This is a genomic window from Kribbella capetownensis (genome assembly GCF_004331485.1).
Classification (GTDB): Bacteria; Actinomycetota; Actinomycetes; order Propionibacteriales; family Kribbellaceae; genus Kribbella; species Kribbella capetownensis.
Genome location: NZ_SJKD01000002.1, coordinates 768,089 through 793,754 on the forward strand (window position 1 = coordinate 768,089; position 25,666 = coordinate 793,754).

26 protein-coding genes are annotated in these 25,666 nt (G+C 69.0%); 14 read left to right on the forward strand and 12 right to left on the reverse strand.

Annotated features, from left to right (window positions below; genetic code table 11):
* Together E0H75_RS13990 and E0H75_RS13995 are read right to left on the reverse strand one after the other, a co-directional pair.
* Entirely contained in the window at window positions 1–357 is a 357-nt protein-coding gene (locus E0H75_RS13990) for a hypothetical protein (RefSeq protein ID WP_131514115.1), read from the reverse strand.
* A gap of 67 nt (window positions 358–424) precedes the next feature.
* On the reverse strand, window positions 425–940 hold the full coding sequence (locus E0H75_RS13995) for a GNAT family N-acetyltransferase (protein WP_131513913.1): 516 nt from the start codon (window positions 938–940) through the stop codon (window positions 425–427).
* A 252-nt stretch (window positions 941–1,192) separates the two neighbouring features.
* Here E0H75_RS13995 and E0H75_RS14000 point away from each other — a divergent pair, with 252 nt between their 5' ends.
* Together E0H75_RS14000 and E0H75_RS14005 are read left to right on the forward strand one after the other, a co-directional pair.
* Complete coding sequence (locus tag E0H75_RS14000) at window positions 1,193–2,287, forward strand: 3-deoxy-7-phosphoheptulonate synthase (RefSeq protein WP_131513914.1); 1,095 nt, start codon at window positions 1,193–1,195, stop codon at window positions 2,285–2,287.
* 53 nt (window positions 2,288–2,340) lie between these two features.
* Window positions 2,341–4,416 (forward strand): phosphocholine-specific phospholipase C, encoded by a 2,076-nt coding sequence (locus E0H75_RS14005; RefSeq protein WP_131513915.1) that lies wholly within the window; start codon window positions 2,341–2,343, stop codon window positions 4,414–4,416.
* On the opposite strand, the gene ybaK is transcribed toward E0H75_RS14005, so the two are convergent.
* Window positions 4,417–4,905, reverse strand: coding sequence for a Cys-tRNA(Pro) deacylase (gene ybaK / locus E0H75_RS14010; protein ID WP_131513916.1), 489 nt, complete (start codon window positions 4,903–4,905; stop codon window positions 4,417–4,419). It abuts the gene before it with no gap.
* Window positions 4,892–5,578 carry a helix-turn-helix transcriptional regulator gene (locus tag E0H75_RS14015; protein ID WP_131513917.1) on the reverse strand — a complete coding sequence of 229 codons (687 nt, stop codon included), beginning with the start codon at window positions 5,576–5,578 and terminating at the stop codon, window positions 4,892–4,894. Before E0H75_RS14015 ends, ybaK begins: the two co-directional genes overlap by 14 nt.
* A 77-nt stretch (window positions 5,579–5,655) precedes the next feature.
* Here E0H75_RS14015 and folE point away from each other — a divergent pair, with 77 nt between their 5' ends.
* Window positions 5,656–6,267, forward strand: coding sequence for a GTP cyclohydrolase I FolE (gene folE / locus E0H75_RS14020; protein WP_131513918.1), 612 nt, complete (start codon window positions 5,656–5,658; stop codon window positions 6,265–6,267).
* A gap of 7 nt (window positions 6,268–6,274) precedes the next feature.
* Here the strand turns inward: folE and E0H75_RS14025 are convergent, their stop codons facing one another.
* Window positions 6,275–6,598, reverse strand: a complete 324-nt coding sequence (locus tag E0H75_RS14025; RefSeq protein ID WP_131513919.1) for a hypothetical protein — start codon at window positions 6,596–6,598, stop codon at window positions 6,275–6,277.
* Between the two features lie 286 nt (window positions 6,599–6,884).
* On the opposite strand from E0H75_RS14025, the gene E0H75_RS14030 reads away from it, so the two are divergent.
* Genes E0H75_RS14030 through E0H75_RS14040 form a run of 3 tightly spaced genes read left to right on the forward strand, consistent with a single transcriptional unit; the run spans window position 6,885 to window position 12,099 of the window.
* The gene (locus E0H75_RS14030; RefSeq protein ID WP_131513920.1) at window positions 6,885–8,291 is read left to right on the forward strand and encodes a 3' terminal RNA ribose 2'-O-methyltransferase Hen1; all 1,407 of its coding nucleotides are present in this window, start codon (window positions 6,885–6,887) and stop codon (window positions 8,289–8,291) included.
* Complete coding sequence (locus E0H75_RS14035) at window positions 8,291–10,816, forward strand: polynucleotide kinase-phosphatase (protein WP_131513921.1); 2,526 nt, start codon at window positions 8,291–8,293, stop codon at window positions 10,814–10,816. Before E0H75_RS14030 ends, E0H75_RS14035 begins: the two co-directional genes overlap by 1 nt.
* Window positions 10,813–12,099: an alpha/beta fold hydrolase gene (locus tag E0H75_RS14040; protein ID WP_131513922.1), complete on the forward strand. Its 1,287-nt coding sequence runs from the start codon at window positions 10,813–10,815 to the stop codon at window positions 12,097–12,099. Before E0H75_RS14035 ends, E0H75_RS14040 begins: the two co-directional genes overlap by 4 nt.
* Window positions 12,100–12,192: 93 nt before the next feature.
* Here E0H75_RS14040 and E0H75_RS14045 read toward each other — a convergent pair whose 3' ends face one another.
* Window positions 12,193–13,173 carry a carbohydrate kinase family protein gene (locus tag E0H75_RS14045; RefSeq protein ID WP_131513923.1) on the reverse strand — a complete coding sequence of 327 codons (981 nt, stop codon included), beginning with the start codon at window positions 13,171–13,173 and terminating at the stop codon, window positions 12,193–12,195.
* A gap of 94 nt (window positions 13,174–13,267) precedes the next feature.
* Between E0H75_RS14045 and E0H75_RS14050 the strand changes: the two genes are divergently transcribed.
* Genes E0H75_RS14050 through E0H75_RS14060 form a run of 3 tightly spaced genes read left to right on the forward strand, consistent with a single transcriptional unit; the run spans window position 13,268 to window position 16,111 of the window.
* Entirely contained in the window at window positions 13,268–13,909 is a 642-nt protein-coding gene (locus tag E0H75_RS14050) for an O-methyltransferase (protein WP_131513924.1), read from the forward strand.
* 7 nt (window positions 13,910–13,916) lie between these two features.
* A complete protein-coding gene (locus E0H75_RS14055; RefSeq protein WP_238163001.1) occupies window positions 13,917–14,558 on the forward strand; it encodes an ABC transporter ATP-binding protein in 642 nt (213 codons plus the stop codon).
* Window positions 14,555–16,111, forward strand: a complete 1,557-nt coding sequence (locus tag E0H75_RS14060) for a DUF6297 family protein (protein WP_131513926.1) — start codon at window positions 14,555–14,557, stop codon at window positions 16,109–16,111. Before E0H75_RS14055 ends, E0H75_RS14060 begins: the two co-directional genes overlap by 4 nt.
* A 2-nt stretch (window positions 16,112–16,113) precedes the next feature.
* Here E0H75_RS14060 and E0H75_RS14065 read toward each other — a convergent pair whose 3' ends face one another.
* Window positions 16,114–16,410, reverse strand: a complete 297-nt coding sequence (locus E0H75_RS14065; RefSeq protein WP_238163002.1) for a nucleoside triphosphate pyrophosphohydrolase family protein — start codon at window positions 16,408–16,410, stop codon at window positions 16,114–16,116.
* 77 nt (window positions 16,411–16,487) lie between these two features.
* Between E0H75_RS14065 and E0H75_RS14070 the strand changes: the two genes are divergently transcribed.
* A complete protein-coding gene (locus E0H75_RS14070; protein ID WP_131513928.1) occupies window positions 16,488–17,405 on the forward strand; it encodes a glycoside hydrolase family protein in 918 nt (305 codons plus the stop codon).
* Between the two features lie 21 nt (window positions 17,406–17,426).
* Here the strand turns inward: E0H75_RS14070 and E0H75_RS14075 are convergent, their stop codons facing one another.
* The 3 genes from E0H75_RS14075 to E0H75_RS14085 all read right to left on the reverse strand — a co-directional run bounded on the left by E0H75_RS14075 (window position 17,427) and on the right by E0H75_RS14085 (window position 20,199).
* A complete protein-coding gene (locus E0H75_RS14075; RefSeq protein ID WP_131513929.1) occupies window positions 17,427–18,242 on the reverse strand; it encodes a peptidoglycan recognition protein family protein in 816 nt (271 codons plus the stop codon).
* Between the two features lie 120 nt (window positions 18,243–18,362).
* Window positions 18,363–19,040, reverse strand: a complete 678-nt coding sequence (locus tag E0H75_RS14080; RefSeq protein WP_165553719.1) for a hypothetical protein — start codon at window positions 19,038–19,040, stop codon at window positions 18,363–18,365.
* Window positions 19,041–19,146: 106 nt separating this feature from the next.
* Window positions 19,147–20,199 carry an LLM class flavin-dependent oxidoreductase gene (locus tag E0H75_RS14085; RefSeq protein WP_131513931.1) on the reverse strand — a complete coding sequence of 351 codons (1,053 nt, stop codon included), beginning with the start codon at window positions 20,197–20,199 and terminating at the stop codon, window positions 19,147–19,149.
* A gap of 258 nt (window positions 20,200–20,457) precedes the next feature.
* Here E0H75_RS14085 and E0H75_RS43585 point away from each other — a divergent pair, with 258 nt between their 5' ends.
* Window positions 20,458–21,015 carry an aldo/keto reductase gene (locus E0H75_RS43585; RefSeq protein WP_202872986.1) on the forward strand — a complete coding sequence of 186 codons (558 nt, stop codon included), beginning with the start codon at window positions 20,458–20,460 and terminating at the stop codon, window positions 21,013–21,015.
* 7 nt (window positions 21,016–21,022) lie between these two features.
* Here E0H75_RS43585 and E0H75_RS14095 read toward each other — a convergent pair whose 3' ends face one another.
* On the reverse strand, window positions 21,023–22,219 hold the full coding sequence (locus E0H75_RS14095) for a lipid-transfer protein (protein ID WP_131513933.1): 1,197 nt from the start codon (window positions 22,217–22,219) through the stop codon (window positions 21,023–21,025).
* 8 nt (window positions 22,220–22,227) lie between these two features.
* A complete protein-coding gene (locus tag E0H75_RS14100; RefSeq protein ID WP_131513934.1) occupies window positions 22,228–23,082 on the reverse strand; it encodes a proline racemase family protein in 855 nt (284 codons plus the stop codon).
* 146 nt (window positions 23,083–23,228) lie between these two features.
* On the opposite strand from E0H75_RS14100, the gene E0H75_RS14105 reads away from it, so the two are divergent.
* The 3 genes from E0H75_RS14105 to E0H75_RS14115 are packed head-to-tail and all read left to right on the forward strand — an operon-like array spanning window position 23,229 to window position 25,665.
* Window positions 23,229–23,960, forward strand: coding sequence for an SDR family NAD(P)-dependent oxidoreductase (locus E0H75_RS14105; protein WP_131513935.1), 732 nt, complete (start codon window positions 23,229–23,231; stop codon window positions 23,958–23,960).
* 7 nt (window positions 23,961–23,967) lie between these two features.
* Complete coding sequence (locus E0H75_RS14110; protein ID WP_131513936.1) at window positions 23,968–25,104, forward strand: glycine C-acetyltransferase; 1,137 nt, start codon at window positions 23,968–23,970, stop codon at window positions 25,102–25,104.
* A 36-nt stretch (window positions 25,105–25,140) separates the two neighbouring features.
* Complete coding sequence (locus E0H75_RS14115) at window positions 25,141–25,665, forward strand: hypothetical protein (protein WP_131513937.1); 525 nt, start codon at window positions 25,141–25,143, stop codon at window positions 25,663–25,665.
* Window position 25,666 lies beyond the last annotated feature (1 nt).

Sequence of the window (25,666 nt, forward strand, 5' to 3'; positions counted from 1 at the left end):
CTACCGGAGATGGCGGGCGCCTGCCCATCCTCGGGCGTGGCTGCCTGTGGACGGATCTGCGATCGAGGCGGGCGGACGGATCTCGTGCAGCTCGTCGAAGAGGTGATCGATGTCGGCGGCGGGATGCGGGCGTGCCGCCTGCTGCGGCTCGATCCAGCGCACCTCGGTCGCGCCGTGGTGGCCGTGCACCGCGAGCACCGAGTGCAGATTCGGCCAGACAGCTGTCGCGGGATTGTCACCGCACCAGCGCAGCGCCACCGACCCGTCGCTGAACTCGCAGCCCTCTGCGACGACTCCGGTGCCCGACACGCCACTGGGATCCCGGTAACGAACCAACTCGAAGGTCCGTGGCCTCACCACCGTGCTGCACTCCTCATCGTGTCGACCCGTCTTGCAGCCCTCAACGAGCCCGGACCGCCTGCGGTTACTGAGGAGTGACAGTCCGGCGCATGAAGAGGCGTTGCGCCGGGTCGAGTCCGAACGCCGTCTCGGCGGCCAGGAGTTCGGTCAGGCCGGAAGTCCATTCGTCCGGCCGCAGCTCCACGAAGCCGAGGCGGGCGTAGTACGGGCCGTTCCAGGGCACGCTGCGAAAGGTGCTGAGGGTGAGTGCCTCCAGCCCTTGCCCGGCAGCCCACGAGTCGACGTGCTCGATCAGCAGACGGCCGAGGCCCTGACCCTGGTGGTCCGGATCGACACTCACCTGCTCGATGTGCGCCGCGTCGTCGACCAGGGTGACCAGGACGAACCCGGTCGGGCGGTCGTCGGCGTCGGTCGAGACCCAGAGCCGGCCGGCCTGGCGACTCTCCTCGAAGACCTCGAGTGGCGGCGCCGGATGCTCGGCGATGTCGGTCATGCCGATGTCGCGGAAGAGGACGCCGGCGGCGACCTCGAGCTCGCGCAGGAGCTCCAGTTCGTCCGGGCGCGCGGTACGGATGTTCACCCGCTGAGACAACCATGACCGAGGCGCGGATGCCACGGACTTTCCGCGCCGGTGGTACTCTCGGTGCCGTGAAGCGCAGCTATTGGCGATTTTTTGAGTGGCCGGCCTTGGTGCCGGGCGACTCAGCCGATCGCTGACGCCCACCGAAGACACCAGAGCCGGCCCGAAGGCAAGGACATCCGTCCTTGCCTTTTCTCGTTCCCAGCCGGCTGCCTGCGACCTTCCGCGGCGTCGGCGGAAAGGTCCCCAGTCATGAACACCATCCCCCAGCACCAATCGATACCGCAGACCAGTCAGGCGGCCGTCGTCGATCGACGGATCGAGAAGACGGTCCCGTTGGTCACTCCGCTGGCGCTGCACGACGAACTGCCGCTGAGTGACGCGTTGGCCCGGACCGTCGTCGGCGGCCGTCAGGCGGTCGCCGACGTACTGAACGGCGTCGACGACCGCCTGCTGGTCGTCGTCGGCCCCTGCTCGGTCCACGACGCGAGGGCGGCGCTCGAGTACGCCGAACGCCTCCGTCCGGTCGCCGAGCGCCTGTCCGACGGCCTCCTCGTGGTGATGCGCGTGTACTTCGAGAAGCCGCGCTCGACCCTGGGCTGGAAGGGCCTCATCAACGACCCGGGCCTGGACGGCTCCGGTGACGTGAACCGCGGCCTGCGGACCGCCCGGCAGTTGCTGCTGCAGGTGCTCGAGCTCGGCCTCCCGGTCGGCTGCGAGTTCCTCGACCCGATCACGCCGCAGTACATCGCCGATCTCGTCGGGTGGGGCGCGATCGGCGCCCGGACCGTGGAGAGCCAGGTGCACCGCCAGTTGTCGTCCGGCCTGTCGATGCCGGTCGGCATGAAGAACCGCCCCGACGGCTCGATCGGTACGGCGGTCGACGCGATCAAGGCGGCCGCCGTACCGCACGTGTTCACCGGTATCGACCACGACGGTGCGCCCGCCATCCTGCACACCCGAGGCAACCCGGACTGCCATTTGGTCCTGCGCGGCTCCGACGGCGGACCCAACTACGACGCCGAGTCGGTCGCGGGAGCCCAGGAACTGCTGCGGAAGGCCGGCCTCGCGGAGCGGGTCGTCGTCGACTCGAGCCACGGCAACAGCCGCAAGGACCACCGCCGGCAGCCGGTGGTTGCGGGCGAGATCGGTGCGCAGGTGGCCGCGGGGAACAAAGCGATCGTCGGCGTGATGCTGGAGTCGTTCCTGCAAGAGGGCAGGCAAGAGCTCGACCCGACCCGCGAGCTGACCTACGGGCAGTCGATCACGGACGCCTGCATGGGCTGGGAAACCACCGAGGCGGTGCTCGAAAAGCTGCGTGATGCCGCGGTCGCTCGGCGCGGATAGCTGTTCATCTGGCGGCTGCGCGGCGGCCACAGGCCTTGCTTACTGTCCGGGGCATGACTGAGATCTCCCGGCGCCTGGTGCTCGGTTCGGCGGCGGGTGGGGCAGCGTTGTCGCTGCTCCCACCCTCGCTGCACACCGCGATGGCGCAACCTGTGCGGCGAGGTGGCTTGCGAGCGATCGAGCACGTGATCGTGCTCATGCAGGAGAATCGTTCGTTCGACCACTACTACGGGACCCTGCGCGGCGTACGCGGGTTCGGCGACCGGCAGCCGTTGCGGCTGCGCAACGGCAAGAGCGTGTTCCACCAGCCCCAGACCGGCGGCGGCGAGGTGCTGCCGTTCTCGGTCCGCGAGGCGGCGGCCGCGGCCGGCCGGCAGCCCGACGACATTCAGTACCTCGGTGCGCTGGACCACGGCTACAGCGACGCGACCCAGGCCTGGAGCAACGGCTGGCGCGACGACTGGGTCCAGGCCAAGACGTCGGCCACCATGACCCACTACGAGCGTCGCGACATCCCGTTGCAGTACGAGCTCGCTGAGACCTTCACGATCTGCGACGCGTACCACTGCTCCGTCAACGGGTCCACCAACCCGAACCGCAACTACCTGTGGTCCGGCACGACCGGTTACGAGCCCGGTACGACGCAGCGCGCGGTCACCAACGCGGCGTACGACTACAACCACCTGGGCTACGACTGGACGGCGTACCCGGAACGGCTCGAGAGGGCCGGTGTGTCCTGGCAGATCTACCAGGAGTGGGACAACTTCACCGACAACGCGGTCGAGTACTTCATGACCTTCAAGGAGCTGGGGCACCGGATCCTGGCGTCGGTGCCGGGCGGCTACCGCACCACCGAGGAGTTCTACGACAAGCTCTTCGCGAAGACGCCGGCCGAGCGGACCGACGCGCTGAAGCAGCTGGACGCGGCGGTCGAGCAGCTGCCGATCAAGGATCAGAAGCTGTTCCGCAAGGCGATGTACCGGTCCGAGCCGGAGTCGCTGATCCCGCGGGTCCGCGCCGACATCAAGGCCGGGAAGCTGCCGCAGGTGAGCTGGCTGGTGCCGTCCGCGGTCGACTCCGAGCACCCCGGTTCGTCCACGCCGGTGGGTAGCGCGAACCTGGTCTACGAGCTCCTCGACGCGATCGCGTCGGACCCGGAGACCTGGTCCAAGACCGTGCTGCTGATCAACTTCGACGAGAACGACGGCTACTTCGACCACGTCCCGCCGCCGGTCGCGCCGCGGCCTGCCTCGGGTGAGGGCGACGACTGGTACGCCGGTCAGCCGATCGGACTCGGGCCGCGGGTGCCGATGACCGTGGTGTCGCCGTGGACCGTCGGCGGACACGTCAGCTCGCAGGTGTTCGACCACACCTCGGTGATCCAGTTCCTCGAACGCTGGACCGGTGTGCAGGAACCGAACATCAGCACCTGGCGCCGGACCGCGTGCGGCGACCTCACGTCGGCGTTCGACTTCGACCGTGCGTACCGGCAGCCGTCGGTGGACGCACCCGGCCCGGTGCCGGCGCCGATCGCGCGGTGGAAGCCGACGCCGCCGGCCGACCAGGCAGTGCCGCAGCAGGAGCACGGCCGTCGTCCGGCCCGTGCTTTGCCTTACCAGCCGTCGGTTTCCGGCTTCGTTGCTGATGGCAAGCTGATGTTGGCCCTCGGCAACGACGGGGACCAGGCCGCACACTTCGCGATCTACCCGTACGGCGGTGAGCTGCCGCTGCCGGCGCACGTCGACGTACGGCGCTCGCGCGTCGAGGAGATCGCGGTGGACGGTCCGTTCGAGCTGGCGGTCCAGGGTCCGAACCGGTTCTGGGCCGACCTGGCCGGCTCCGTCGACGGACAGGCCGCGGGACTCGACGTGCGCACCGACCGGCACGGCAACGAGCTCGAACTGGAACTCGTGAACACCTCGCGCAAGGCGATCACCGTCAAGCTGAAGGCGCGCGGCTACGGCAGCAAGACCGTCACGGTCGAACTGCGGGGCAAGCAGAGCCGGTCGCTGTCCTGGCCGACCGACCACGGCTGGTACGACGTCGAGGTCACCAGCCCGGACGACACGTCGTACCGGCGTCGCCTCACCGGGCACCTGGAGATCGGCAAGCCCAGCATCACCGGCTGATCAGCGGGCGATCGCTGCCGTCGCCGCCTTGGTGACGGTGATCAGGTCGGCGGGGGACAGGCCGATGTCGAGACCGCGGCGGCCACCGGACACGTAGACCTTGGCGTGTTCGGTGGCCGTGCTGTCGACCACCGTCGGCAGGGCGCGTTTCTGGCCGATCGGGCTGATACCGCCGACGACGTACCCGGTGGTGCGTTCGGCGGCGGCCGGGTCGGCCATCACCGCCTTCTTCCCGCCGGCCGCGGCCGCGATCGCCTTCAGGTCGAGTTGCTTGTCGACCGGTACGACGCCGACCGTGAGCTTGCCGTCGACCTCGACCAGCAGGGTCTTGAACACCTGCTCGGCCGCCAGCCCCAGCGCCTCGGCCGCCTCCAGCCCGAACGACTTCGCCGCCGGATCATGCTCGTACGTGTGCGTGCTGAACTCGACCTTCGCCTTCGTCAACGCAACCGTCGCCGGCGTCCCCTGGCTCTGCCTACTCTTCGCCACCCGCCGAGCCTAGGCCAGGACCGACGACCCGGACGCAGCAGTGACCGGCCTGCGGGTCGAGGCGGGCTTCCAGGGGCTCGTCGATGGTGTTGAGGAGGCCGGTCACGAGGTGCAGGTTCATCCCGCAGACCAGCCGGGGATGTTCGGCGGCGAGGCGGCGGAACGGGCAGTTGCCGAGCGCGATCCCGTCGTCGGCGGTGCGCGGCTCGAAGCCGTGCCGCTCGAGGATCTCGGTCAGCGAGAGGCCCGATCCGGTCCTCCCGAGGGCCTCGCCGTACTCCTCGGCCTTGCGGTTGACCGCGTCGCGGGGTGAGCAGCCGGTCGTCTCGGCGTCCTCGACCGCGGCCGCGAGCAGCCGGCCGGCGACAGCGTACTGGCGCTCGGGGAGGGTGATCTCGATCTCACGGTCGGACCGGTGGTAGAGCTTCGCGGGCCGCCCGGCGCCGGGGCCGGTGCGCCCGGAGCGGCGCTCGAAGCCGGTCGCGAGCAGGCCCTCCTCGGTCAGCCGGTCCAGGTGGAAGGCGGCGGTGGTCCTGGGGATGCCGAGCGCGGCGGCTGCTTCCTCGCGACTCACCGGCGCCGGCTGGGCGACGACGTACTCGTACAGCCGGCGTCGCGTCGGCTCCTCGAGCACGGCGACGGCCTGCACGCTCGCGTCCCAGGATGTGTCCACGGGATGATTCTATCGACAAGATCCGTTGATGAAAATGTATGCTTGCTTCGTCCGTTGACCCCTCAGGGAGTGTGCAGATGGCGATTTCGGCCGATCTCGAATCCGTCCCCCTCCATATTGTCCCCGGTCGCGCGGAGATCGATCTCCCCGCCGCCCAGCGGGCCGTCGTGGATCTGCTGACCGCGCTCGGCCGGGACCCGCACAGCGCGCACCTCGCCGACACCCCCAGGCGAGTGGCCGATGCGTACGCCGAGATGCTCACTCCACGCGAGTTCGAGCTGACCACGTTCCCGAACGACGAGGGGTACGACGAACTCGTCCTGGCCAAGGACATCCCGGTCCAGTCCCTGTGCGAGCACCACCTGCTGCCGTTCACCGGCGTCGCGCACGTCGGCTACCTGCCGGGGGAGCGGATTCTCGGGCTGTCCAAACTGGCCCGCGTGGTCGAACTGTTCGCCCGCGACTTCCAGGTCCAGGAACGGCTGACCAAGCAGGTCGCCGACTGGCTCCAGGACCACCTGGCGCCGAAGGGCGTCGGCGTGGTGATCGAGGCCGAGCACCAGTGCATGTCGCTGCGCGGCGTTCGCGCCACCGGCTCCCGCACGGTCACGTCGTCCCTACACGGCACGCTGCGCGAGAACGCCAGCTCCCGCCAGGAGTTCTTCGCGCTCACGGGTCTGACGCCGTAGCCGGCGATCAGGCCGTGGCCACCGCCGGTGGGCGGTGGTGGGTGTGCCGTCCGGTGGCGAGGATGTGCGCTACCTCGCCTGGAAGGAGATCGGTGCCGGGGACCGGTTCCATCTCGCAGACGTCGATCCAGCGCACCACGGTGGCTCCGCAGTGGCCGTGGACGGCGAGGATGGAGTCCAGATCCGGCCAGATCGCCGTGGACGGGTTCGGGCCGTGCCAGCGGAGCGCGACCGAGCCGTCGGTGAAGACACAGCCTTCGGCCACGATGCCGGTGCCGGAGACTCCGCTGATATCGGTGTAACGGACGAGTTCGAAGGTCTGGGGTTTCACCGGCGGACCTCGCCGGAGGGCACGGAACCGCAGTAACTCGAACTGGATTGGCCTGAGGGTGCCATGGTCCTTTCCCCGTTGTCGGCGTGGGTGGGCGCTCGCCACAAACCGGGGACATTACCGACTGTCAGCGGGGAAGGACGGTCTGTAGCGACTCTTCTTCTCAAATCAAGCTAGAACCAAACCGGCCGACACGCCAGAGGTCTCCCCGCGTGTCTCGAACCTCGATCCGGCCCACGCGGTATTTCGGTCCCGGTCCGGCCGCGTCCCGTGATCGAATACCGAAGTGTTCCTGACGCTAGCCACCGACCTTGCCGGAGTAGACGCACCCGCGAGCGATTTCGGGTTCCTGTTGCACAAGAACCCCGCGCGACCGCAGGGGATCGAGGTGACCGGCGGCACAGCGCATGTGTTCTACCCGCAGGCAACCGACGAGCGCTGTACGGCGGCCGTCCTGCTCGAGATCGACCCGATCGCGCTGGTCCGCTCCGGGCGGGGCAAGGCGCAGGAGGGGTTCACCCTCGGGCAGTACGTGAACGACCGGCCGTACGCCGCCTCCAGCCTGCTCGCCGTCGCGCTCGGCAAGCTCTTCCGGACCGCGATGAACGGCCGCTGCGACGCCCGTCCCGACCTGGCTGCTCGGCCGATCCCGCTGGAGATCCACGTCCCCGCGCTGCCGTGCAACGGCGGCGCGGAGCTCGCCGGCCGCATGTTCGGACCCCTCGGCTGGAATGTCGACGCTCGGCCGGTGCCGCTCGATCCGGAGATCCCCGCGTGGGGTGACTCCCGGTACGTCGATCTGCGGCTGACCGGCGTACTCCGGCTGGCAGATGCACTCAATCACCTGTATGTCCTGCTCCCGGTGCTGGACGACGCCAAGCACTACTGGGTCGGTTCGGACGAGGTGGACAAGCTGGTCCGGGCCGGTGAGGGCTGGCTCGGGGGGCATCCGGACAAGGACCTGATCTCGCACCGCTACCTGGCCCACCGCCGCTACCTCGCCGACACCGCCCTGGAGCGCCTCGCCGAGGCCGATGGCGTGGAGCTCGTGGAGGAGCCGTCGGAGGAAGGCTCGGTGTCGCTGGCGGTCGAACGTCGCCAGACGGTTGCCGGGGTACTGCGGGAGCTCGGTGCGCGGCGGATCGCGGACCTGGGGTGCGGTGAGGGCGCGCTGGTCGGTGAGCTGCTGAAGGACCCGATGGTCGGCGAACTGATCGCGACCGACGTGTCCGCGCGGGCGCTGATCGGCGCCAAGCGGCGGCTGCACTACAACGATCTGCCCGACCGCCAGCGGGAGCGGCTGCGCTTCCTGCAGTCGTCGGTGACGTACGCCGACCACCGGCTGACCGGCCTGGACGCTGCCGTCCTGATGGAGGTCATCGAGCACGTCGACCCACCGCGACTGCACGCTCTGGCCAAGTCCGTCTTCCAAGCTGCGCGCCCGGCCGCGGTCATCGTCACCACCCCCAACAGCGACTACAACGTTCGCTTCCCGTCCCTGCCCACCGGCCGTTTCCGCCACCCCGACCACCGCTTCGAATGGACCCGAACCGAATTCCAGTCCTGGGCTCACGAGGTTGCCCGGGTTTTCGGCTACAGGGTGGAGTTCCGGCCGGTCGGGGCTGAGGATCCCGAGGTCGGTCCGCCCACTCAGCTCGCCCTCTTCCGCCAGCTCGAGAAGGTGGCCGCCTGATGACGACGATCGACATCCCAGCGCTGTCTCTTGTTGTGCTGGTGGGGGCCAGCGGGTCGGGGAAGTCGACCTTCGCGCGGACGCACTTCAAGGCGACCGAGGTGATCTCGAGTGACTTCTGCCGTGGGCTGGTCTCGGACGACGAGAACGATCAGGCAGCGAGCGCGGACGCGTTCGAGGTGCTCAACTTCATCGCGGCCAAGCGCCTGGCCGCCGGCCGCCTGACCGTGATCGATGCGACCAACGTGCAGCCCGAGGCGCGCAAGGAGCTGGTTGCTCTGGCGCGTGAGCACGACGTACTGCCGGTCGCCATCGTCCTCGACCCGCCGGAGCGCGTCTGCGTGGAGCGCAACGCCCAGCGACCCGACCGCCAGTTCGGCGCCAAGGTCGTTGCCCGGCAGCGCTCGCAGCTGAAACGCGGTCTGCGCAGCCTGAAGCGCGAGGGCTTCCGCACGGTCCACGTTCTTGACAGCGTCGAGGAGATCGATGCCGTCAGCATCGAGCGCACCCGGCTGTTCAACGACGTGACCGACCAGACCGGCCCGTTCGACATCATCGGCGACATCCACGGCTGCCGCGCCGAGCTCGAACAACTGCTGACCGAGCTCGGCTACACCCTCACCCGCGACGCCATCGGCCGCCCGATCGACGCCGTCCACCCGGACCGCCGCGCGATCTTCGTCGGTGACCTGGTCGACCGCGGCCCGGACACGCCCGGCGTACTGCGGTTGGTGATGGGAATGGTTGCCGCCGGCCACGCGTATTGCGTTCCCGGCAACCACGAGGACAAGTTGCTCAAGGCACTCAGGGGCCGGAACGTCAAGATCAGCCACGGTCTCGAGACCACGCTCGAGCAACTGGCCGAGGAACCGCCGGAGTTCCGTGACGCGGTCGCAGAGTTCATCGACGGCCTGATCTCGCACTACGTCTTCGACGGCGGCAAGCTCGTCGTCTCGCACGCCGGCCTGGTCGAGCGTATGCACGGCCGCGCGTCCGGTCGGGTCCGTTCCTTCTGCCTGTACGGCGAGACGACCGGCGAGACGGACGAGTTCGGCCTGCCGGTCCGCTACCCGTGGGCGAACGAGTACCGCGGCCGCGCGATGGTCGTCTACGGCCACACGCCGACCCCGGAGCCGGAGTGGATCAACAACACCATCTGCCTCGACACCGGCTGCGTCTTCGGCGGCGCGCTCACCGCGCTGCGCTACCCCGAACGAGAGTTGGTCTCGATCCAGGCGGCCGAGGAGTACTACGCCCCGGCGAAACCGTTGCATGTGGCAACCGCGCCCGCACGCGAGCCCGACGTTCTCGAGCTCACCGACGTGACCGGTCGCCGGGTGATCGAGACGTTGACTCACGGCCGGCTGAGCATCCGGGCCGAGCAGGCCGGCGCCGCGCTGGAGGTGATGAGCCGATTCGCGATCGACCCGCGCTTCCTGCTGTACCTGCCGCCGACGATGAGTCCGGTCTCCACCTCGAGCGAACCCGGGCTGCTGGAGCACCCGCTGCAGGCGTTCGAGGCGTTCAAGGGTCAAGGTGTCACCGAGTTGGTGTGCGAGGAGAAGCACATGGGCTCCCGCGCCGTGGTCCTGCTGACCCGGGACGACGATGTCGCCGAGAAGCGCTTCGGTCTGGCCGGTCGCGGCGCGGTCCACACCCGCACCGGAAGGTCCTTCTTCGAAGCTCCACTGACCGACGAGCTCCTGCTCCGGCTGAGAGCCGTCGTCGAGCAGGCAGGCGTGTTCGACGAGCTCGACACGTCGTGGCTGCTGCTCGACGCCGAGCTCCTACCGTGGAGCGCCAAGGCCGAGGACCTGCTCCGCAACCAGTACGCCGCTGTCGGTGCGGCTGCTCGCAACTCATTGCCAGCAGCAACCGCAGCGCTTCAATCGGCTTCCGCAGCAGGGCTCGACGTCGATCGGTTGCTCACCGCAACAGAGCGTCGTACGGCGAATGTCGAGCGCTTCACCGCGGCCTACAGAAGGTACTGCTGGCCGACGGACGGGCTCGACGGGATCCGGGTCGCGCCGTTCCAGGTCCTCGCGTCGGACGGAGCGACGTACCAGGAGCGGCCGCACGCTTGGCACCTGGGGATCGGGGACCGGATGGTTGCCGCCGGCCCGGATCTGATCACGCCCACCCGGCGCTTGTACGTCGATATGTCGGGCTGGGATGCCGCGGTCGCGTGGTGGCAGGAGCTCACTGACGCGGGTGGTGAAGGCATGGTCGTGAAGCCGGCCGCCAACCTGACCCGGACTGCGAAGGGACTGGCGCAGCCGGGGCTGAAGGTCCGCGGGCAGGAGTACCTGCGGCTGATCTACGGCCCGGACTACACCGAGCCGGCGAACTTCGAGCGTCTCCGCGACCGCAACCTAGGTCACAAGCGCTCACTCGCACTCCGCGAGTACGCCCTCGGCCTGGAGGCCCTGGAGCGAGCCGCCCGCGGTGAGCCGCTCTGGCGCATCCACGAATGCGTCTTCTCCGTCCTAGCCCTCGAGTCGGAACCGGTGGACCCACGCCTATGACCAGCTACACGATCCCTGGAATGCACATCCGCGAACACACTTTCTCGGTACCGCTGGACTGGTCTGCTCCGAACGGTCCGGATCGCATCGACGTGTTCGCCCGCGAGGTCGTCGACCCGGTCCGCAAGGACGACGATCTGCCCTACCTGCTGTACCTGCAGGGCGGACCGGGCGGGAAGGCGCCGCGCCCGGTCGAGCCGACCGGGTGGATCGGGACGGCGCTGAAGACCTACCGGGTGATCCTGCTCGACCAGCGCGGCACCGGTCGCAGTACGCCGATCAGCGCGCGGCGGATGGAGTCGTTCGAGAGCGCCGAGGCCGGTGCGGACTACCTCGCGTGCTTCCGCGCGGACTCGATCATCGCGGACGCCGAACATCTGCGGACGACCGTGTTCGGCGGGGTCAAGTGGTCGACGCTCGGGCAGAGCTACGGCGGATTCCTGACGCTGACCTATCTCTCGAAGGCGCCCGAGGCGCTGACCGCGTGCTACGTGACAGGCGGCCTAGCCTCGATCGACCCGGATGCGGCCGAGGTGTACCGGCGTACGTATCCGCGGGTCGAGGCGAAGAACCGCGAGTTCTACCGGCGCTATCCGCACAACGTGGACCGGGTCGCCGCGATCGCCGACCGGCTCGCGGCGGACGACGTACGGCTGCCGGACGGTGACCGGCTGACGGTACGGCGGTTCCAGACGCTCGGGATCGGCTTCGGGATGAAGCCTGGGTACGAGCGGATGCACTGGCTGCTCGACGAGGCGTTCGACGGGGACGCGTTGTCGGACACGTTCCTGAGCCAGGTGATGGTGGAGTCGTCGTACGACGGCGGGCCGCTGTTTGCGGCGTTGCAGGAGAGCATCTACGGATCCGGTCAGGGTGCGACTGCCTGGGCTGCCGAGGCCGAGCGGGCGCGGCGGCCGGAGTTCGCCGAGGACGCGCGGCCGGTGCTGTTCACCGGCGAGATGATGTACCCCTGGATGTTCGAGGAGATCCGGGGACTGCGTCCCTTCCGGGCCGCCGTCGAGGTCCTGGCGGCGCGGCCGCGGTGGTCGGAGCTGTACGACCTCGATCGGCTCGCGGCGAACGACGTACCGGTGGCGGCCGCGGTGTACTTCGACGACATGTACGTCGACTCCGGGCTGCAACTGGACACGGCCCGGCGGGTCGGCAATGTGCAGGCCTGGGTCACGAACGAGTACGAGCACGACGGCCTCGGCGCGGAGCGGGTGTTCAACCGCCTGACCGAGCTGGTCCGCTCGGTCGGCGGCGGCGTCCGCGCGGACTGACTGGCAGCTCCAGGTCACCGGCCGGCTACCGGATCCGGGTTAGCGTCGCCAGCACCAAGCAGGCCACCTTCACGATGGACGTGCTCTGAGCCGTCAGGCCGACTTCAGGGCGCCGTCCGCGGTGGCGGCAGCGTCCGCGCCGTATGCCGACTCCAGGCGGTCGAGGAACGCGGCGCGGTCCAGGGTGTACTCCTGGGTGCCGACCGTCTCGAGGACCGTGGTGGCCAGGGTGCAGCCGATCTGGGCGGCCGCCTCGTGGTCGAGGTCCGCGGCGCGGCCGGTGAGGTAGCCGGCCCGGAAGGCGTCACCGCCGCCGGTCGGGTCCACCAGGCCCGGCGCCGGCACGGCCGGGACCTTGGCCAGGATGCCACCGGTGTTCTCGATGACCACGCCGTCGCCGCCATGGGTGGTGACGCGAACGCTGACCCGCTCCAGGATCTCGCCGTGGCTCCAGCCGGTCTTCTGCGCCATCAGCCCGGCCTCGTACTCGTTGCTGAACAGGTACGTCGCCCCGTCGACGAGCCGCCGGATCTCCGCACCCTCCATCCGGGCCAGCTGCTGGGACGGGTCCGCGGCCACGGCGATCCCGTGCGCCTTGGCCAGGTCGGTGTGCTTGAGCATGCCCTCGGGGTCGTCGGCGCCGATCAGCACCAGGTCGATCCCGCCGGTCTTGGCGTGGATCGCCGCCAGGTCGAGCTCCCGCGCCTCGGCCATCGCGCCGGTGTAGAACGAGGCGATCTGGTTCGCGTCCAGGTCGGTCGTACACGTGAACCGGGCGGTGTGTACGTTCTCACAGACCCGCACGTGCGACACGTCCACACCGGCCTCGGTGAGCGCGGCGCCGTACTCGGCGAAGTCGGCACCGACCGAGCCGACCAGCAGCGAGGGCTGACCGAGCTGGGCCATGCCGTAGCAGATGTTCGCCCCGACGCCGCCGCGGTGGACCACCAGCTCGTCGACCAGGAAGGACAGCGAGACCTTGTGCATCTGTTCTTCCAGGAACTGGTCCTTGAACCGTCCGGGGAACGTCATCAGGATGTCGGTCGCGATCGATCCGGCGACGGCGATGCGCATGCGGGGTGCTCCCTCGGGTGGGGTGGTTGATCGTCGTTCGGGCAACCCATAGAGACTACAGGCGACCGATCTAATACACGGAGGGCGGGATTCGATGGGAAATCAGGTGCAGGTGACCGACCAGTTGCACGACTACATGGTCGCGCACGGCATGCCACTGGACGAGATCGCCACCGAGCTGGTCGCCGAGACCCAGGGGCTCGGACGCGCCGCGGTGATGCTCACCACCCCGGACCAGGCCGCTCTGCTGACCACGCTGACCCGGCTGATCTCCGCCCGCCGGGCGGTCGAGATCGGCACCTTCACCGGCTTCTCGGCGCTGGCGATCTCGCGCGGGCTGCCGGACGACGGGCGGCTGATCTGCCTCGACGTGGACGACGAGTGGACCTCGATCGGCCGCAAGTACTGGGAGCGGGCCGGCGTGGCGGACAAGATCGACCTGCGGATCGGCGACGCGCACCAGTCGGCGACCGAGCTGGACGGCGAGTTCGACCTGGCCTTCGTGGACGCCGACAAGGGCTGGTACGTCCAGTACTTCGAGGCCGTGCTGCCACTGATCCGGCCGAACGGGCTGATGTTGTTCGACAACACCCTGGCCGGCGGGCGCGTGGTCGGCGTTCACGACGAGGATCCGGTCGACCGCAAGGAGTTCAACGCACATATCGCCAAGGACGCCCGGGTCGATGTCGTCATGCTCGGCATCGGTGACGGGCTCACCCTGGTCCGCAAGAAGTGAGCGAGGCGTGAGCAAGGTGGCGGCGCGCCTCGCCGTGTCGGGGCTGCAGCACAAGTACGGCGATCGCCCGGTGATCGAAGGCCTGACGTTCAGCCTGGCGCCGGGCAAGGCGATCGCGCTGGTCGGGCCGAACGGCGCCGGCAAGACGACGGTGCTCAAGTGCATCGTCGGCTCGGCCGAACCCGCGGCCGGCAAGATCCTGCTGGACGGCCTGCCGATCGACGAACGTGCCGAAGCGGTACGACGCGACGTCGCCACCCTGCTCGACGACCTCGACTTCTTCCCGGACCTGACCGCGGCCGAGCACCTCGACCTGCTCGCCCGCGCCCATGGCAACCCAGAGCCGGAGGACCTGGTCGACACCCTCCTCGACGACATCGGCCTGCTGCCCGCCGCGGACCAGTTGCCCGGTTCGCTGTCTTCCGGTCAGCGCCGCCGCCTCGCCCTGGCGACGGCACTGGTCCGGCCGCGCAAACTCCTCGTCCTGGACGAGCCGGAAGCCCGCCTCGACGTCGGCGGCGTCCAGTGGCTGTCCAACCGTCTGAGCGAGGAGAAGCGGTCCGGTACGTCGATTCTGTTCGCCAGCCACGATCCGGCCCTGGTCGAGTCGGTCGCGGACTCCATCGTCACGCTGACCCCACTGCCATGAGTTCAGCGGACGGTCCGGTCGTCTTCGACCCGTCGGACTTCGGCGCCATTCCGACGTCGCGGGCGCTGCGCCAATGGATGCGCACGACCCGGCGGCGCCGGGCGGACCGCTCGTTCGGCCAGATCTTCGAGGACGTCTACCTGGTCCTGTTCACGCTCGCGATGGCCGGGGCGACCGGCGGCAACGTGCTGCGGCAGCTGAACGCGGACGCGTCCCGCTGTACGACGGCGGCCTGCCTGGACCTCGCGCACTACCTGCCGTGGATGCTCGTGCCGTTGCTCGTGGCAACAACGCTGCGGGTGCTGCTGAGTGTCGGGCCGGTGTCGGCGTCGCGGGCGGCCGGGTTCTGGTTGCTCGCCACTCCGGTGAATCGGACCGCGTTGCTGCGGCCGGCGTACTGGCTTGTGATCGTCATCGTGGCGGTTGCCGGCGCTGTGGCGTCGGTGATTGCCTGGGCGTTGCTCGGTGCGCAGTTGCGGTCGATCGGGGAAGCGTCGGTGCTGACTGCGTCGCTGCTGGTCTGCGCTGCCTGTGTGACGGTGTGGGCGCAGCAGTCGGCGGAGCGGAGCAGGTGGACGCTTCGGGTGGCCGACGTACTGCTGATCGCGGCCGCGATTCCGGCGGTGTGGCTGGCCGTTCGCCGTGAGCCGGCGTCGGATCAGTCAATCAGCGGGACTCCGCTCATTGCCATCAGCCAGTCCTCGTCGGAGCCGCCGCTGCTGACGTCGGCGCAGGCGCACTTCCTCGTGGTCGGGGTGGTCTGTCTGTTCGTGGTGGTTGCGCTGGTGATCATCACCGCTCGGACGCTCGACAAGCTCACGCGGACCACCGTGATCGCCGGTGGTGAACTGCTGGCCGGTCTCGCCGGGGCGGCGAGCAGTCTGGACATCAGCATGCTGGCCGACGTCGTTGCGGGGCGGCACTGGCGGATGAAGGGCCGTGTGCGGACGCGGCGTGGTCGTGGGTCGCGGGGTGCTGCCCTGGTGCAGCGGGAGTTCCTGCGGATCCTGCGCTGGCCCCGACGGCTCGTGATCGGCTTCGCGCTGCTCGTCGTACCGTATGCCGTCGCGGGGACCGGCTTCGACGTACTCGTGCCGATCGCGGCTGGGTTCGCCGGGTTCGTCGCCGTACGGCCGCTGATGGACGGGCTGCGATCGGTGTGCCGCTCGACCGGCCTGGTCCGCGCGCTCGGGATGGACCTGCGCGAGCTGCGGGTGATCATGGCGGTCGTCCCGGCGTTGTTCGCTGCGGTGTGGGCAGCGCTGGCGTTCCCGGCCATCGGGAGCGGTGCCGCTGCCTTCGCGGTTGCTGCGGGCATGCTGTCGGGCGCCGTACGCCAGGCCTCCGCGCGGCCGCCGTCGTACTCCGGACCGCTGGTCGCCTCACCGATGGGCGCGATCCCGCCCGGCCTGTTCTCGCAGCCGATGCGAGGCTTCGACCTCCTCATCCTCTGCCTGGCCCCGGTCCTGCTGAACCTCAGCTCCACCTGGGTCCTCGCCATCCCCGGTTTCGTCCTCGCGATCATGTTCGCGATCCGCCCGAAGCAGGACTGACGCTAGGACTCGTGCGCGAGCCACTTCCGCTCGATCTCGCGGGGGAGGTCGACGTCGTGCTGCCGGGCGAGCAACACCAGTTGGCAGAACACATCCGCGAACTCCTGGTGGAACGTGTCGCGGATCTGCTCGCCGCTCAGACCCTTCGACCGAGCCCGTCCGGTGTGCTGTAGGTAGGCCTGCGTCAGTTCTCCGACCTCCTCCTGCAACTTCAGCAGAAACCAGTCCGGATCCCGCTCGAACCCCAGCACCTCGCCGTACCGCCCCGACAACTTCTCCAACCGCTCCGAAAGCTCCACAAGATCCACCTCCGCACCCAACCACCCCCCACCGACAGTCCCGCGCAATTGTCGGCGGGGCGGCCCAGACTGGGGGGATGGACGTGGTGGCGTGGTTGGTGGGGTCGGTGGAGCCGGCGGTTCGGGGAATGGCTCGGCGGGATTTGCTGGAGGAGGAGCACGGGGAGGACGTGCTGAGTGGGGCGATCGTGCAGACGTTGCTGACTGATGCCTGTGCGGACAAGCGGGCGTACCGGAAGTGGACCGGCGCGCACTGGCGGATCGTTTCGCTGGTGGAGTTGGAGGTGCCGGCCGGTGAGCCGCGGGCGGTGGAGGCGGCGGAGTACGACCTGGCTGAGGTGATGCGGTCACTCAAGTACGGCGTGAGTGTCGTCGACGGACTGGTACGGCGGTGCGGCTCGATCGAAGGCAACACCCTCGGGGCGTGTGCACGGCTGGGTATGGCGGCGGTTCCCCGGGTTGAGAAGCTCGCAGAGGGACTGATCGAGTGGCAGTGGCCTGACGGCGGCTGGAACTGCGACCGGAAGGCATCCGGCCGCCGTTCGTCCTTCCACGAGACGCATGCCGCGGCCTGGGGCCTGCAGGAGTACTACCGCGCCACCGGAGAGACCGCCGCGCAGAATGCCGCGTTGCGGGCAGGGGAGTTGTTCCTCGAGCACCGGCTGTTCCGGAGCATGTCGACCGGTGCGGTCATCAACAAGCGATGGTTGCGGCCGGCCTACCCGCCGTACTGGCACTACGACATCCTGCAGGCCCTGCTGGTGTTGTCGCGGCTCGGACTCGCACGCGACGAGCGCGCCGCCGACGCCCTGGACGAGCTGGAGCGGCAACGACGACCGGACGGTCGATGGAACGCCGGTACGCCGTGGTGGGGACCGCTCGGCGGCACCCGGACCCCGGAGGTCGTCGACTGGGGACGGAGTGGTCCGAACGAGATGATCACCCTCAACGCGCTGCGGGTGCTCACCGCCGCCGGACGCCGTACGTTGCCTTGAGCAACGTACGGCGAGCGTTCGCTACTTCTCCGCGTCGGCCGGGAGCGGCTCGGGGTCTTTGCCGATCTCGGGCACATCGGAATCGTCGGCCGGCAACTCCAGGTCGGACTGCGGCTCCGGAGCCGGGACGAGTGGCTGGTCGAGGCCGTTGTCCTCGCTGATCGCCGCACGGGCGACCGAGGCCTCGATCCGGTTCAGTTGTTTGCGCATGGCGGTTCCGGTGCCGGTCGGCGCGGCCCAGAACCGCCTCATGTACTCCTCGATCTCAGCCTGCATCATGGCCCTGAGCTGAGCTTGTGTGTACGGCAAATCGTCCTCCACGTGACCTGGGGTGAACTCGCCACGGGCGAGCGCCGCCCGGGCTGCGGGACCGGGGCAGTCGGTGCCGCCCGGCCGGACCGCGGAGTGCGGCCTGATCGCCGTACCGCGGGGAAAGATCGTGCGGAAGTCGGCGATCACCGCACGGGTGGTCGCCTTCAGCGCGGCGGTCGGCTGCTCGCCGGTGACCAGCACCAGCAGGATCGCGCCGTACCGTTCGTTCAGATCGGCGTTGCCGTTCGCGCCGGACTGCGTCCGCAGCCCGCGCAGCGTCCAGGCCCGGCCGGCCTGGTCGACGGCGACCTGGTACGCGATGTCCGACCAGCCGCGGTCGTCCATGTGGTAGTTCTGCCATCCACGCAAGGCCGACGCGACCGCGGCCTGACTGTGGATGACACTGGTCGACCCGGTCCCGGGCCAGTGGATCACCGCGCCCTGGACTCGGGAGACGGTCAGGTTCCCCGGCCCGTCGTTCGGCGGCCGCGCCCTCCAGGCGGACCGCGGCAGGTATGTCACCATCCAGTTGCTCCTCACGTGCCTCACGAGCACCGCGTGCTCGCCGCTGGCACTCGGTGATCAACCGATCACACTCGGCGCGCAGTCGTCAAGGCTGAACGGGCGTCCAATCAGTGCTCCGGTTCACGCAGAACTCCCGGCGAGCAGCCAGAACGCGACGACGGTGACCAGGACGACGACCACCACCAGGACGAGGATGCCGACCCAGATCCGGACCACTCGCTGCCACGGCTTCGCGAGCGCGGTCGCGGGGTCGGGCCGGGCGGCCTGGGCCGGCTGCCACAGTTCGACCACCAGGCGTCCGGCGAACGCACCGGCGGCGATGATCAGGATCCACACCCAGCCGCCGGGACCGAAGTGGGGAAGGTGCATGTGGCTGGAATGCTGGTCGCTCGACGCATGGATCGTGATGGCCGGCCGGCCTTGGAAGAGGATCAGCCGGAGCGCTGCCAGGCCGGCCACAGCGGCGATCGTCAGCCACAGCGAGCGCATGATCAAGCCGGCCCTGGTCAGCCGCAGCGCGAAGGCCGTGGCGACCAGCGGCAGCAGCACGAAGACCGGCGCGACCAGAGCGGCGACGACCAGGACCGCGACGATGACCGCAGCGATGACGACGAACAGGCCGACCAGCACGCCGTCGATCCCCGAGCGTCCCTCGGTCGCCCCGGAGATCATGTCGCCCGCGATGGGTCCGCCGACGTGGATGAACAGCCACGCGAAGAGAGGTCCGCCGACCAGCACGGCAGCAAGCCCTCCGATCGCCGCGCCGACGGCGGCAGCGGCGGATCGACCCCACGTCATACCGACTGAGAGCGGTGCAGTCTGCATCAGAACCTCGGCCCTTCACATCGCGACGAAGGTCAGGACCGTACGGCACCAGGAGGCCACCGGCACCGCGGTCAACCGGTCACGATGCGAGCAGTGGCAGAAGCTGGTCGCCGACGCGGACCGTTTCCTCGCGGTACGGCGTGTCGGAGAGGATGAAATGGGTGACGCCGAGGTCCTCGTACCTGCGCAGGGACTTCGCGACGTCTTCGGGTGATCCGACCAGCCACGTCGTACCCGCGCCGCCTCCGCCGTACTTGCCGGGCGCCGTGTACAGATTGTCGTCGAGTACGTCGCCACGCTCAGCGAGGTCGAGCAACCGTTGCTGCCCGACGGCCTTGAACCATCGGCGATCCCGGGAGCCCGCAGCGTCCGCCAGCTTCGCGACCTTGGTCTCGGCATCCGCCCACGCCTGCTCGGTGGTGTCGCGCACGAGCGTGGTGATCCGCAGCCCGAACTCCAGCGGCGGATGCTCCCGCCCCAGTTCGGCCTCGAGTGAACGCAGCCTGCTGATCCGCTCCGCGATCCCGTCCAGCGGCTCGCCCCAGAACAACTGCACATCGGCATCCGTCGCCGCCACCCGCTGCGCTGCCTCGGACGCACCCCCGAAGTACAACCGCGGATGTGGCCTTCCTTCCCGTACGACGGGACGCGTGGCGACCGTGGACCCGGTGACCGAGAAGTACTCGCCGTCATACGACACGTCCTCCTCGGTCCACAGCCGGCGTACGAGCTGGAGGAACTCGCGTGTCCGGGCGTACCGCTGCGCCTGGTCGCCCTCGGAGTCGCCGTACGCGGCGAGATTGTCCTGGCCGGAGACGATGTTGATCAGCAGCCGTCCGCCGCTGAGCTGATCCAGCGTCCCCGCCGCCGACGCGAAGTGCGCGGGCAGCCAGTACCCGGGCCGGATCGCCACCAGCGGCTGGAAGGTCGTCGTCCGCGCCGCCAGCGCGGTCGCCACCGTGAACGTGTCCGGCCGGCCCCACCCGGTCCCGATCAACGCGCCGCCCCAGCCGTGATCCTCGGCGAGCCGGGCCAGTTCGGTCAACCGCTCCAGACTGTTGTGACCCGCGACGGCGTCGTCCCCGCGATGCCCGGGATCGACCTGATTCGGGAGGTACCAGAGGAAAGTCATGCAAGGGAGTTTATGTCCATCGTATTAGTAGACTTTCAGACCGTCTCGTGGTCTGGACAAGCGGGCTGTTCGCCCACACCGGCCTCTGACTCAGTACTGCGAGTTGTCGGGGCCAGCAGAATTCCCTGTTGGACTGTGCGCCGCGATCGTGAACAGGATGCTGGAGACGTTCCCCGACGGTTCGGAGGACCGGATGACGAAGGCAGCACAGCGTTCGCTCGGCGACGGTGGACCGGAGGTCAGTGCGCTCGGGATGGGGTGCTGGGCGATCGGCGGGCCTGTGACGAGTCGCTGCGGCGGCTCGGGACGGACCACATCGACCTGTACCAGTTCCACCTGGGCGGCTACGACCTGGCGAAGGCGGACGACGTCCTCGCGGTTTTCGAGGAACTGGTTGCCGCGGGCAAGGTACGGGCGCACTTCAACGTTTTCGGTGGCAACGCCGAGGTGCTCGAGCTGTGCGAGCAGCACGGCCTCGCGAGTATCGTCCGCGGTCCGCTCGGCATGGGCCTGCTGACCGGGAAGTTCGACCAGAACAGCACCCTCCCGGCGGACGACGTACGCCACGGCTGGAACTTCCGCACCGGCGACCAGGCCGAGTCCCTCCGCCGCCTCGACGCCATCCGCGACGTCCTCACCTCCGACGGCCGGACGCTGGCCCAAGGCGCCCTCGCCTGGCCCTGGGCCCGCAGCGAAGCCTTCATCCCGATCCCCGGCTTCAAGACCGTAGCCCAGGTAGAAGAAAACGCCGGCGCCCTCGACCACGGCCCCCTCACCAAGACCGAACTTGCCGAGGTCACCACAATCCTGCAGTAGAACGGCCTCAGCGGTTCGCGGGCTGGTAGGCGGTGACGACGGCGGCGCCGCCGAGGCCGATGTTGTGCTGGAGGGCGACGGCTGTGCCGTCGACCTGGCGGGCACCGGCCTCGCCGCGGAGTTGCCACGTGAGCTCGGCGCACTGGGCGAGGCCGGTGGCGCCGAGCGGATGGCCCTTGGAGATGAGTCCGCCGGACGGGTTGACGACCCAGCGGCCGCCGTACGTCGTGTCGTTGCCGTCGACCAGCTTGTGCCCCTCGCCCTCGCCGGCCAGACCGAGCGCCTCGTAGGTGAACAGCTCGTTCGGGGCGAAGCAGTCGTGGAGTTCGATCACGTCGAGGTCGTCGGGGGTGAGCCCGGTCTGCGCGTAGACCTGGTCCGCCGCCGTACGACTCATGTCCGTGCCGACCAGGTTGATCGCGCTGTTGGTGCCGAAGGTCGAGGGAAGGTCGGTGACCATCGCCTGGCCGACGATCTCGACGGCGCGGTCACCGAGGTCGTTCGCCTCGACGAACCGCTCGCTCGCGAGCACGGCCGCGCCGGAACCGTCGGACGTCGGCGAGCACATCAGCCTGGTCAGACCGGCATCGGCGTAGACCGTCTTGGCGTTCTTGATGTCTTCGACGGTGTAGACGTCCTGGAACTGCGCGTACGGGTTGTTCGCCGAGTGCCGGTGGTTCTTGGCCGCGATCTTCGCGAAGTGCTCCGGCGTCGAGCCGTACCGCTCGTTGTGCTCCAACCCGGCGACGCCGTACATCCACGGCGCCGGCGGGGAGGCGAACTCGCGGATCTCGGCCAAAGCCTGGACGTGCTTCGCGACCGGCCATTCACGGTCCTCGTACGCCGCCGCGAGCGAACCGGGCTGCATCTTCTCGAAGCCGAGCGCGAGCGTGCAGTCGGCCAGACCGCCGCGGATCGCGCTCGCGGCCAGGTACAGTGCGGTCGACCCGGTCGAGCAGTTGTTGTTCACGTTGGTGATCGGGATGCCGGTCATGCCCAGCTCGTAGACCGCGCGCTGGCCGCAGGTGGAGTCGCCGAACACGTACCCGACGTGCGCCTGTTCGATCCGGTCGAAGGTGATGCCGGCGTCGTCCAGCGCCTTGCTGCCGGACTCCTTGGCCATCGCCGGATAGTCCCAGCCCGTCCGGCGACCCGGCTTCTCGAACTTCGTCATGCCGACGCCGATGACGTAGACCTTGTGCACGTCGTCTCCTAGTCCATCGTGACGAGGCCGGACAGCATGATGTCCAGCTGATCGGTTGTGCCCGACCCGATCGACTGTGCCTCGAAGGAGTGGCCGAACGGGCTTGCGTGAACCAGTGGCGCCCCGGCACAGACCTCGCCGTCTTCGACAGCGAGCACGTACCGAACGCAGGTGCCGGTTCCACACGGACCGCGATTGAGTACGCCGTCACCCCAGATCACCGCGCTGCGGGTCGACAATCCGGCCACCGGTTCAGTGATCAGCAGCATGTCCGGCGCCGGGACTGGGCTCGCCGGGCCACGCAGCCGGCTCAGGAGGTCGTGCCCCACGACTGTGAGCTCGTGGAACAAGAACCGGTCGAGCTGTACGCCGAGGTCGGAGGCAGTGACGGCCGCGAAGCGGTTGCCGCCGGCCGATGCCGACCTGATCCGAAGGGGCCTGCCCAGATAGTCGACCTGCTGAGGGACCGACGTACGCGCCACCGCCGGCATGTCGACGGCGACGCGGCCGGAGCCGAGGCTCCTGCCCACGATGAGACCGGCCGCCGTCTCGAACGTCACAGCCGGGTCCGTGCTCGGGTTGGTGCACATGGCCGTGGCGAACAGGGTCGCTTCGCCACAACCGCCGAGCGGCCCGTGCGCGGCGACGAACCTGAGCCCATAGTCGGCGTCGTCCGCCGACGGTGCGAACACCGCAGCGACAATCGCCGACGGGTCGCCTCCGCGGGTCTTGAAGTAGTCGACCCGGACCATTTCGAGCGCCTCGCCCTCGCACTGTCCCGACCAGGTCAGGTCGTAGCACGCGACCGGTTGGCCCTCGCTCGTGCCCTCGGCGACGAATCCGCTCACGATGGTTGCAGTCACCGAACCATCATTGGTTCGGTGTCCTCGCGGTTGCGCCCTACAGGCGCAGGAAAACCCGTCACCGGCTTCCGACGAAGCGAGCTAGCCCGGCTCGGAGCGCACTCATAGCGTGAATCGGCGGTCAAGTTCGGGACGGAGGCATCGGAATGTTCGCACCCACCGAGTCGGCGGGCGTCGCTGTGGTGACCGGCGGGGCCGGCGGCCTGGGACGGGCCTGTGTCGACTCGCTGCTGGCCCGCGGAACGGCTGTGGCCGTCGTCGATCGGATTGCACCGAAGGACCTGCCTGACAAGGCCATCTGCGTGACCGCCGACGTGACGTCGCCCGACCAGGTGCGGAGCGCCCACGAGGAGGTGGTGGACCGGCTCGGTGAGGTGTCGATCCTGGTCAACGCCGCCGGGATCGCTCGCTCCACCCGGTTCGCCGACATCAGTCTCGACGAGTGGCAGAGCGTCCTGGGCGTCTCGATCACCGGCACGTTCTTGATGACGCAGGCGTGCCTGCCGGGGATGCGTGCGGCCGGCTGGGGCCGGATCGTGAACTTCTCCTCGACCGCGGGCAAGAACGTCTCCACCTTGGGCGGTGCCCACTACACCACTGCCAAGGCGGGACTCCTCGGTCTGACGCGCGCCCTGGCCAAGGAGCTCGGCCCGCTCGGCATCACGGTGAATGCGGTCTGCCCAGGACTCTTCGAGACCGAGATGGCGCGCTCGCTCGCGGCCGGGCGCGACCTCGACACGTACCTCGGTGGTCTGCCGGTCCCACGGATCGGGCAGCCGTCGGAGGTGGGCGAGCTGGTGGCCTTCCTCGCCAGTGACCAGGCGGCGTACATCACCGGAGCGTCGGTCGACATCAACGGCGGGGAGCTGATGGTCTGATGCCGCCGTGGTGACGCTGGACGGACCGCAAGGCCCGCGGATCCGCACCAGCGATGGGCGCGAGCTCCTCAACCTCTGCTCCAACGACTACCTCGGGCTGGCCAACGATCCCGACGTACGCCGGGTTGCCCATGAGGCGCTCGATCGGCTCGGGTTCGGCTACGCCTCCGGCCGGATCATCTCCGGTACGTCGACGGCGCACCTGCACCTCGAGCAGGAGCTGAGCACCTTCTTCGGCACCGAGGCGTCGCTGCTGTTCACCTCCTGCTTCGACGCGAACACCGGCCTGTTCGAGGTGCTGCTCGGACCTGACGATGTCGCGATCTCCGACGCCGCGAACCACGCATCGATCATCGACGGACTTCGCTTGTGCCGGGCACGCCGGGCGATCTACCCGTCCCGCGACCTCGAGAGTCTCCGTCGGGAGCTCGTGGCATCCAGCGATGCCGGGCGCCGGCTGATCGTCACCGACGGCGTCTTCTCGATGGACGGCGTCAGCCCGGACCTCGAGGCTGTGTGCAATCTCGCCGATGAGTACGACGCGTTGGTCGTCGTCGACGACTCGCACGGGACCGGTGTACTCGGCGACCACGGACGGGGCACCGTCTGCGATCCAGGAGTCGCCGGTCGGGTGGACCTGGCGACCGGAACCTTCGGCAAGGCCTTGGGCGGCGCAGGGGGCGGCTTCGTCAGTGGCCGGCGCGAGTTCGTCGACCTGCTGCGTGAGAAGTCGCGTCCGTACGTGTTCTCGAACGCGCTCCCGCCCTTGCAGGTCGAGGTGGCTCGGTACGCCTTGCGCATGCTCGAGCGCGACGACGACCGCCGTTCGCGGTTGCTGGACAACACCGCACTGCTGCGCAGCGAACTCAAGCGCCATGGCCTCGTCGTGCCAGAAGGCAAGCACCCGATCATCCCGATCATCCTGGGTGATGCCGACATCGCCCGCGCCACGGCCGCCGAGCTGCTGCGGCGCGACATCCTGGCGGTCGCCCTGACCTACCCGGTCGTTTCCGCGGACACAGCACGGATCCGGCTGCAGGTATCGGCCGCGCATACCCCGGCCGAGCTGTTGGCCGCGGCAACCACGATCGCGGAGGTCGTCCGCGGAATGAACGCTTGCGAAACCTTCGGCGTACGCACATAGTGTACGTGCATACGTGATCGCGGAGAGGTGCACAGTATGGGCGGGCGCTGGCTGGTGCGGGGCGCGATGGCGATGGTTGCCGTTGTCTCCTTGTCCGGATGTGACTTCACCCAGCTGAGCTTCCGGGTCGACGACCGGTTGCACTTCGCCGGCCCCGAAGCCCGATCGACGGTGGGTACGCCGGTCAAAGTCAGTTGGACGATGGACGAATTCTGGATCGCGGCCGACGGCAGCGAGCCGCCGTCGGACCAGGCCGGCTACTTCGCGGTCTTCGTCGATCAGAAGCCGGTCAAGCCCGGCCACACGATGGACGACGTGGCCGACGGTGACGCGGCCTGCGAGGAGTCACCGACGTGCCCTGACCAGGACTACCTGACCAAGCACGACGTCTACACCACCACGAGCGGCGAGATCGCCATTCCGACGATCCCGGATCTGCCCGGCAGTGAAGAGAAGGTGCAACTCCACACCATCACGGTCGTGCTCATGGACACCTCCGGGCATCGCATCGGTGAGTCGGCCTGGGACCTCGAAGTCCGGGTCCGGAAGGCGGGGTTCTGAC

Coding starts and splice junctions, on each gene's coding strand:
- E0H75_RS14000 (WP_131513914.1), top strand. CDS start 1,193: ATGAACACCATCCCCCAGCACCAATCGATACCGCAGACCAGTCAGGCG.
- E0H75_RS14005 (WP_131513915.1), top strand. CDS start 2,341: ATGACTGAGATCTCCCGGCGCCTGGTGCTCGGTTCGGCGGCGGGTGGG.
- folE (WP_131513918.1), top strand. CDS start 5,656: ATGGCGATTTCGGCCGATCTCGAATCCGTCCCCCTCCATATTGTCCCC.
- E0H75_RS14035 (WP_131513921.1), top strand. CDS start 8,291: ATGACGACGATCGACATCCCAGCGCTGTCTCTTGTTGTGCTGGTGGGG.
- E0H75_RS14040 (WP_131513922.1), top strand. CDS start 10,813: ATGACCAGCTACACGATCCCTGGAATGCACATCCGCGAACACACTTTC.
- E0H75_RS14045 (WP_131513923.1), bottom strand. CDS start 13,173: ATGCGCATCGCCGTCGCCGGATCGATCGCGACCGACATCCTGATGACG.
- E0H75_RS14050 (WP_131513924.1), top strand. CDS start 13,268: ATGGGAAATCAGGTGCAGGTGACCGACCAGTTGCACGACTACATGGTC.
- E0H75_RS14060 (WP_131513926.1), top strand. CDS start 14,555: ATGAGTTCAGCGGACGGTCCGGTCGTCTTCGACCCGTCGGACTTCGGC.
- E0H75_RS14070 (WP_131513928.1), top strand. CDS start 16,488: ATGGACGTGGTGGCGTGGTTGGTGGGGTCGGTGGAGCCGGCGGTTCGG.
- E0H75_RS14075 (WP_131513929.1), bottom strand. CDS start 18,242: ATGGTGACATACCTGCCGCGGTCCGCCTGGAGGGCGCGGCCGCCGAAC.
- E0H75_RS14080 (WP_165553719.1), bottom strand. CDS start 19,040: ATGACGTGGGGTCGATCCGCCGCTGCCGCCGTCGGCGCGGCGATCGGA.
- E0H75_RS14085 (WP_131513931.1), bottom strand. CDS start 20,199: ATGACTTTCCTCTGGTACCTCCCGAATCAGGTCGATCCCGGGCATCGC.
- E0H75_RS14105 (WP_131513935.1), top strand. CDS start 23,229: ATGTTCGCACCCACCGAGTCGGCGGGCGTCGCTGTGGTGACCGGCGGG.
- E0H75_RS14115 (WP_131513937.1), top strand. CDS start 25,141: ATGGGCGGGCGCTGGCTGGTGCGGGGCGCGATGGCGATGGTTGCCGTT.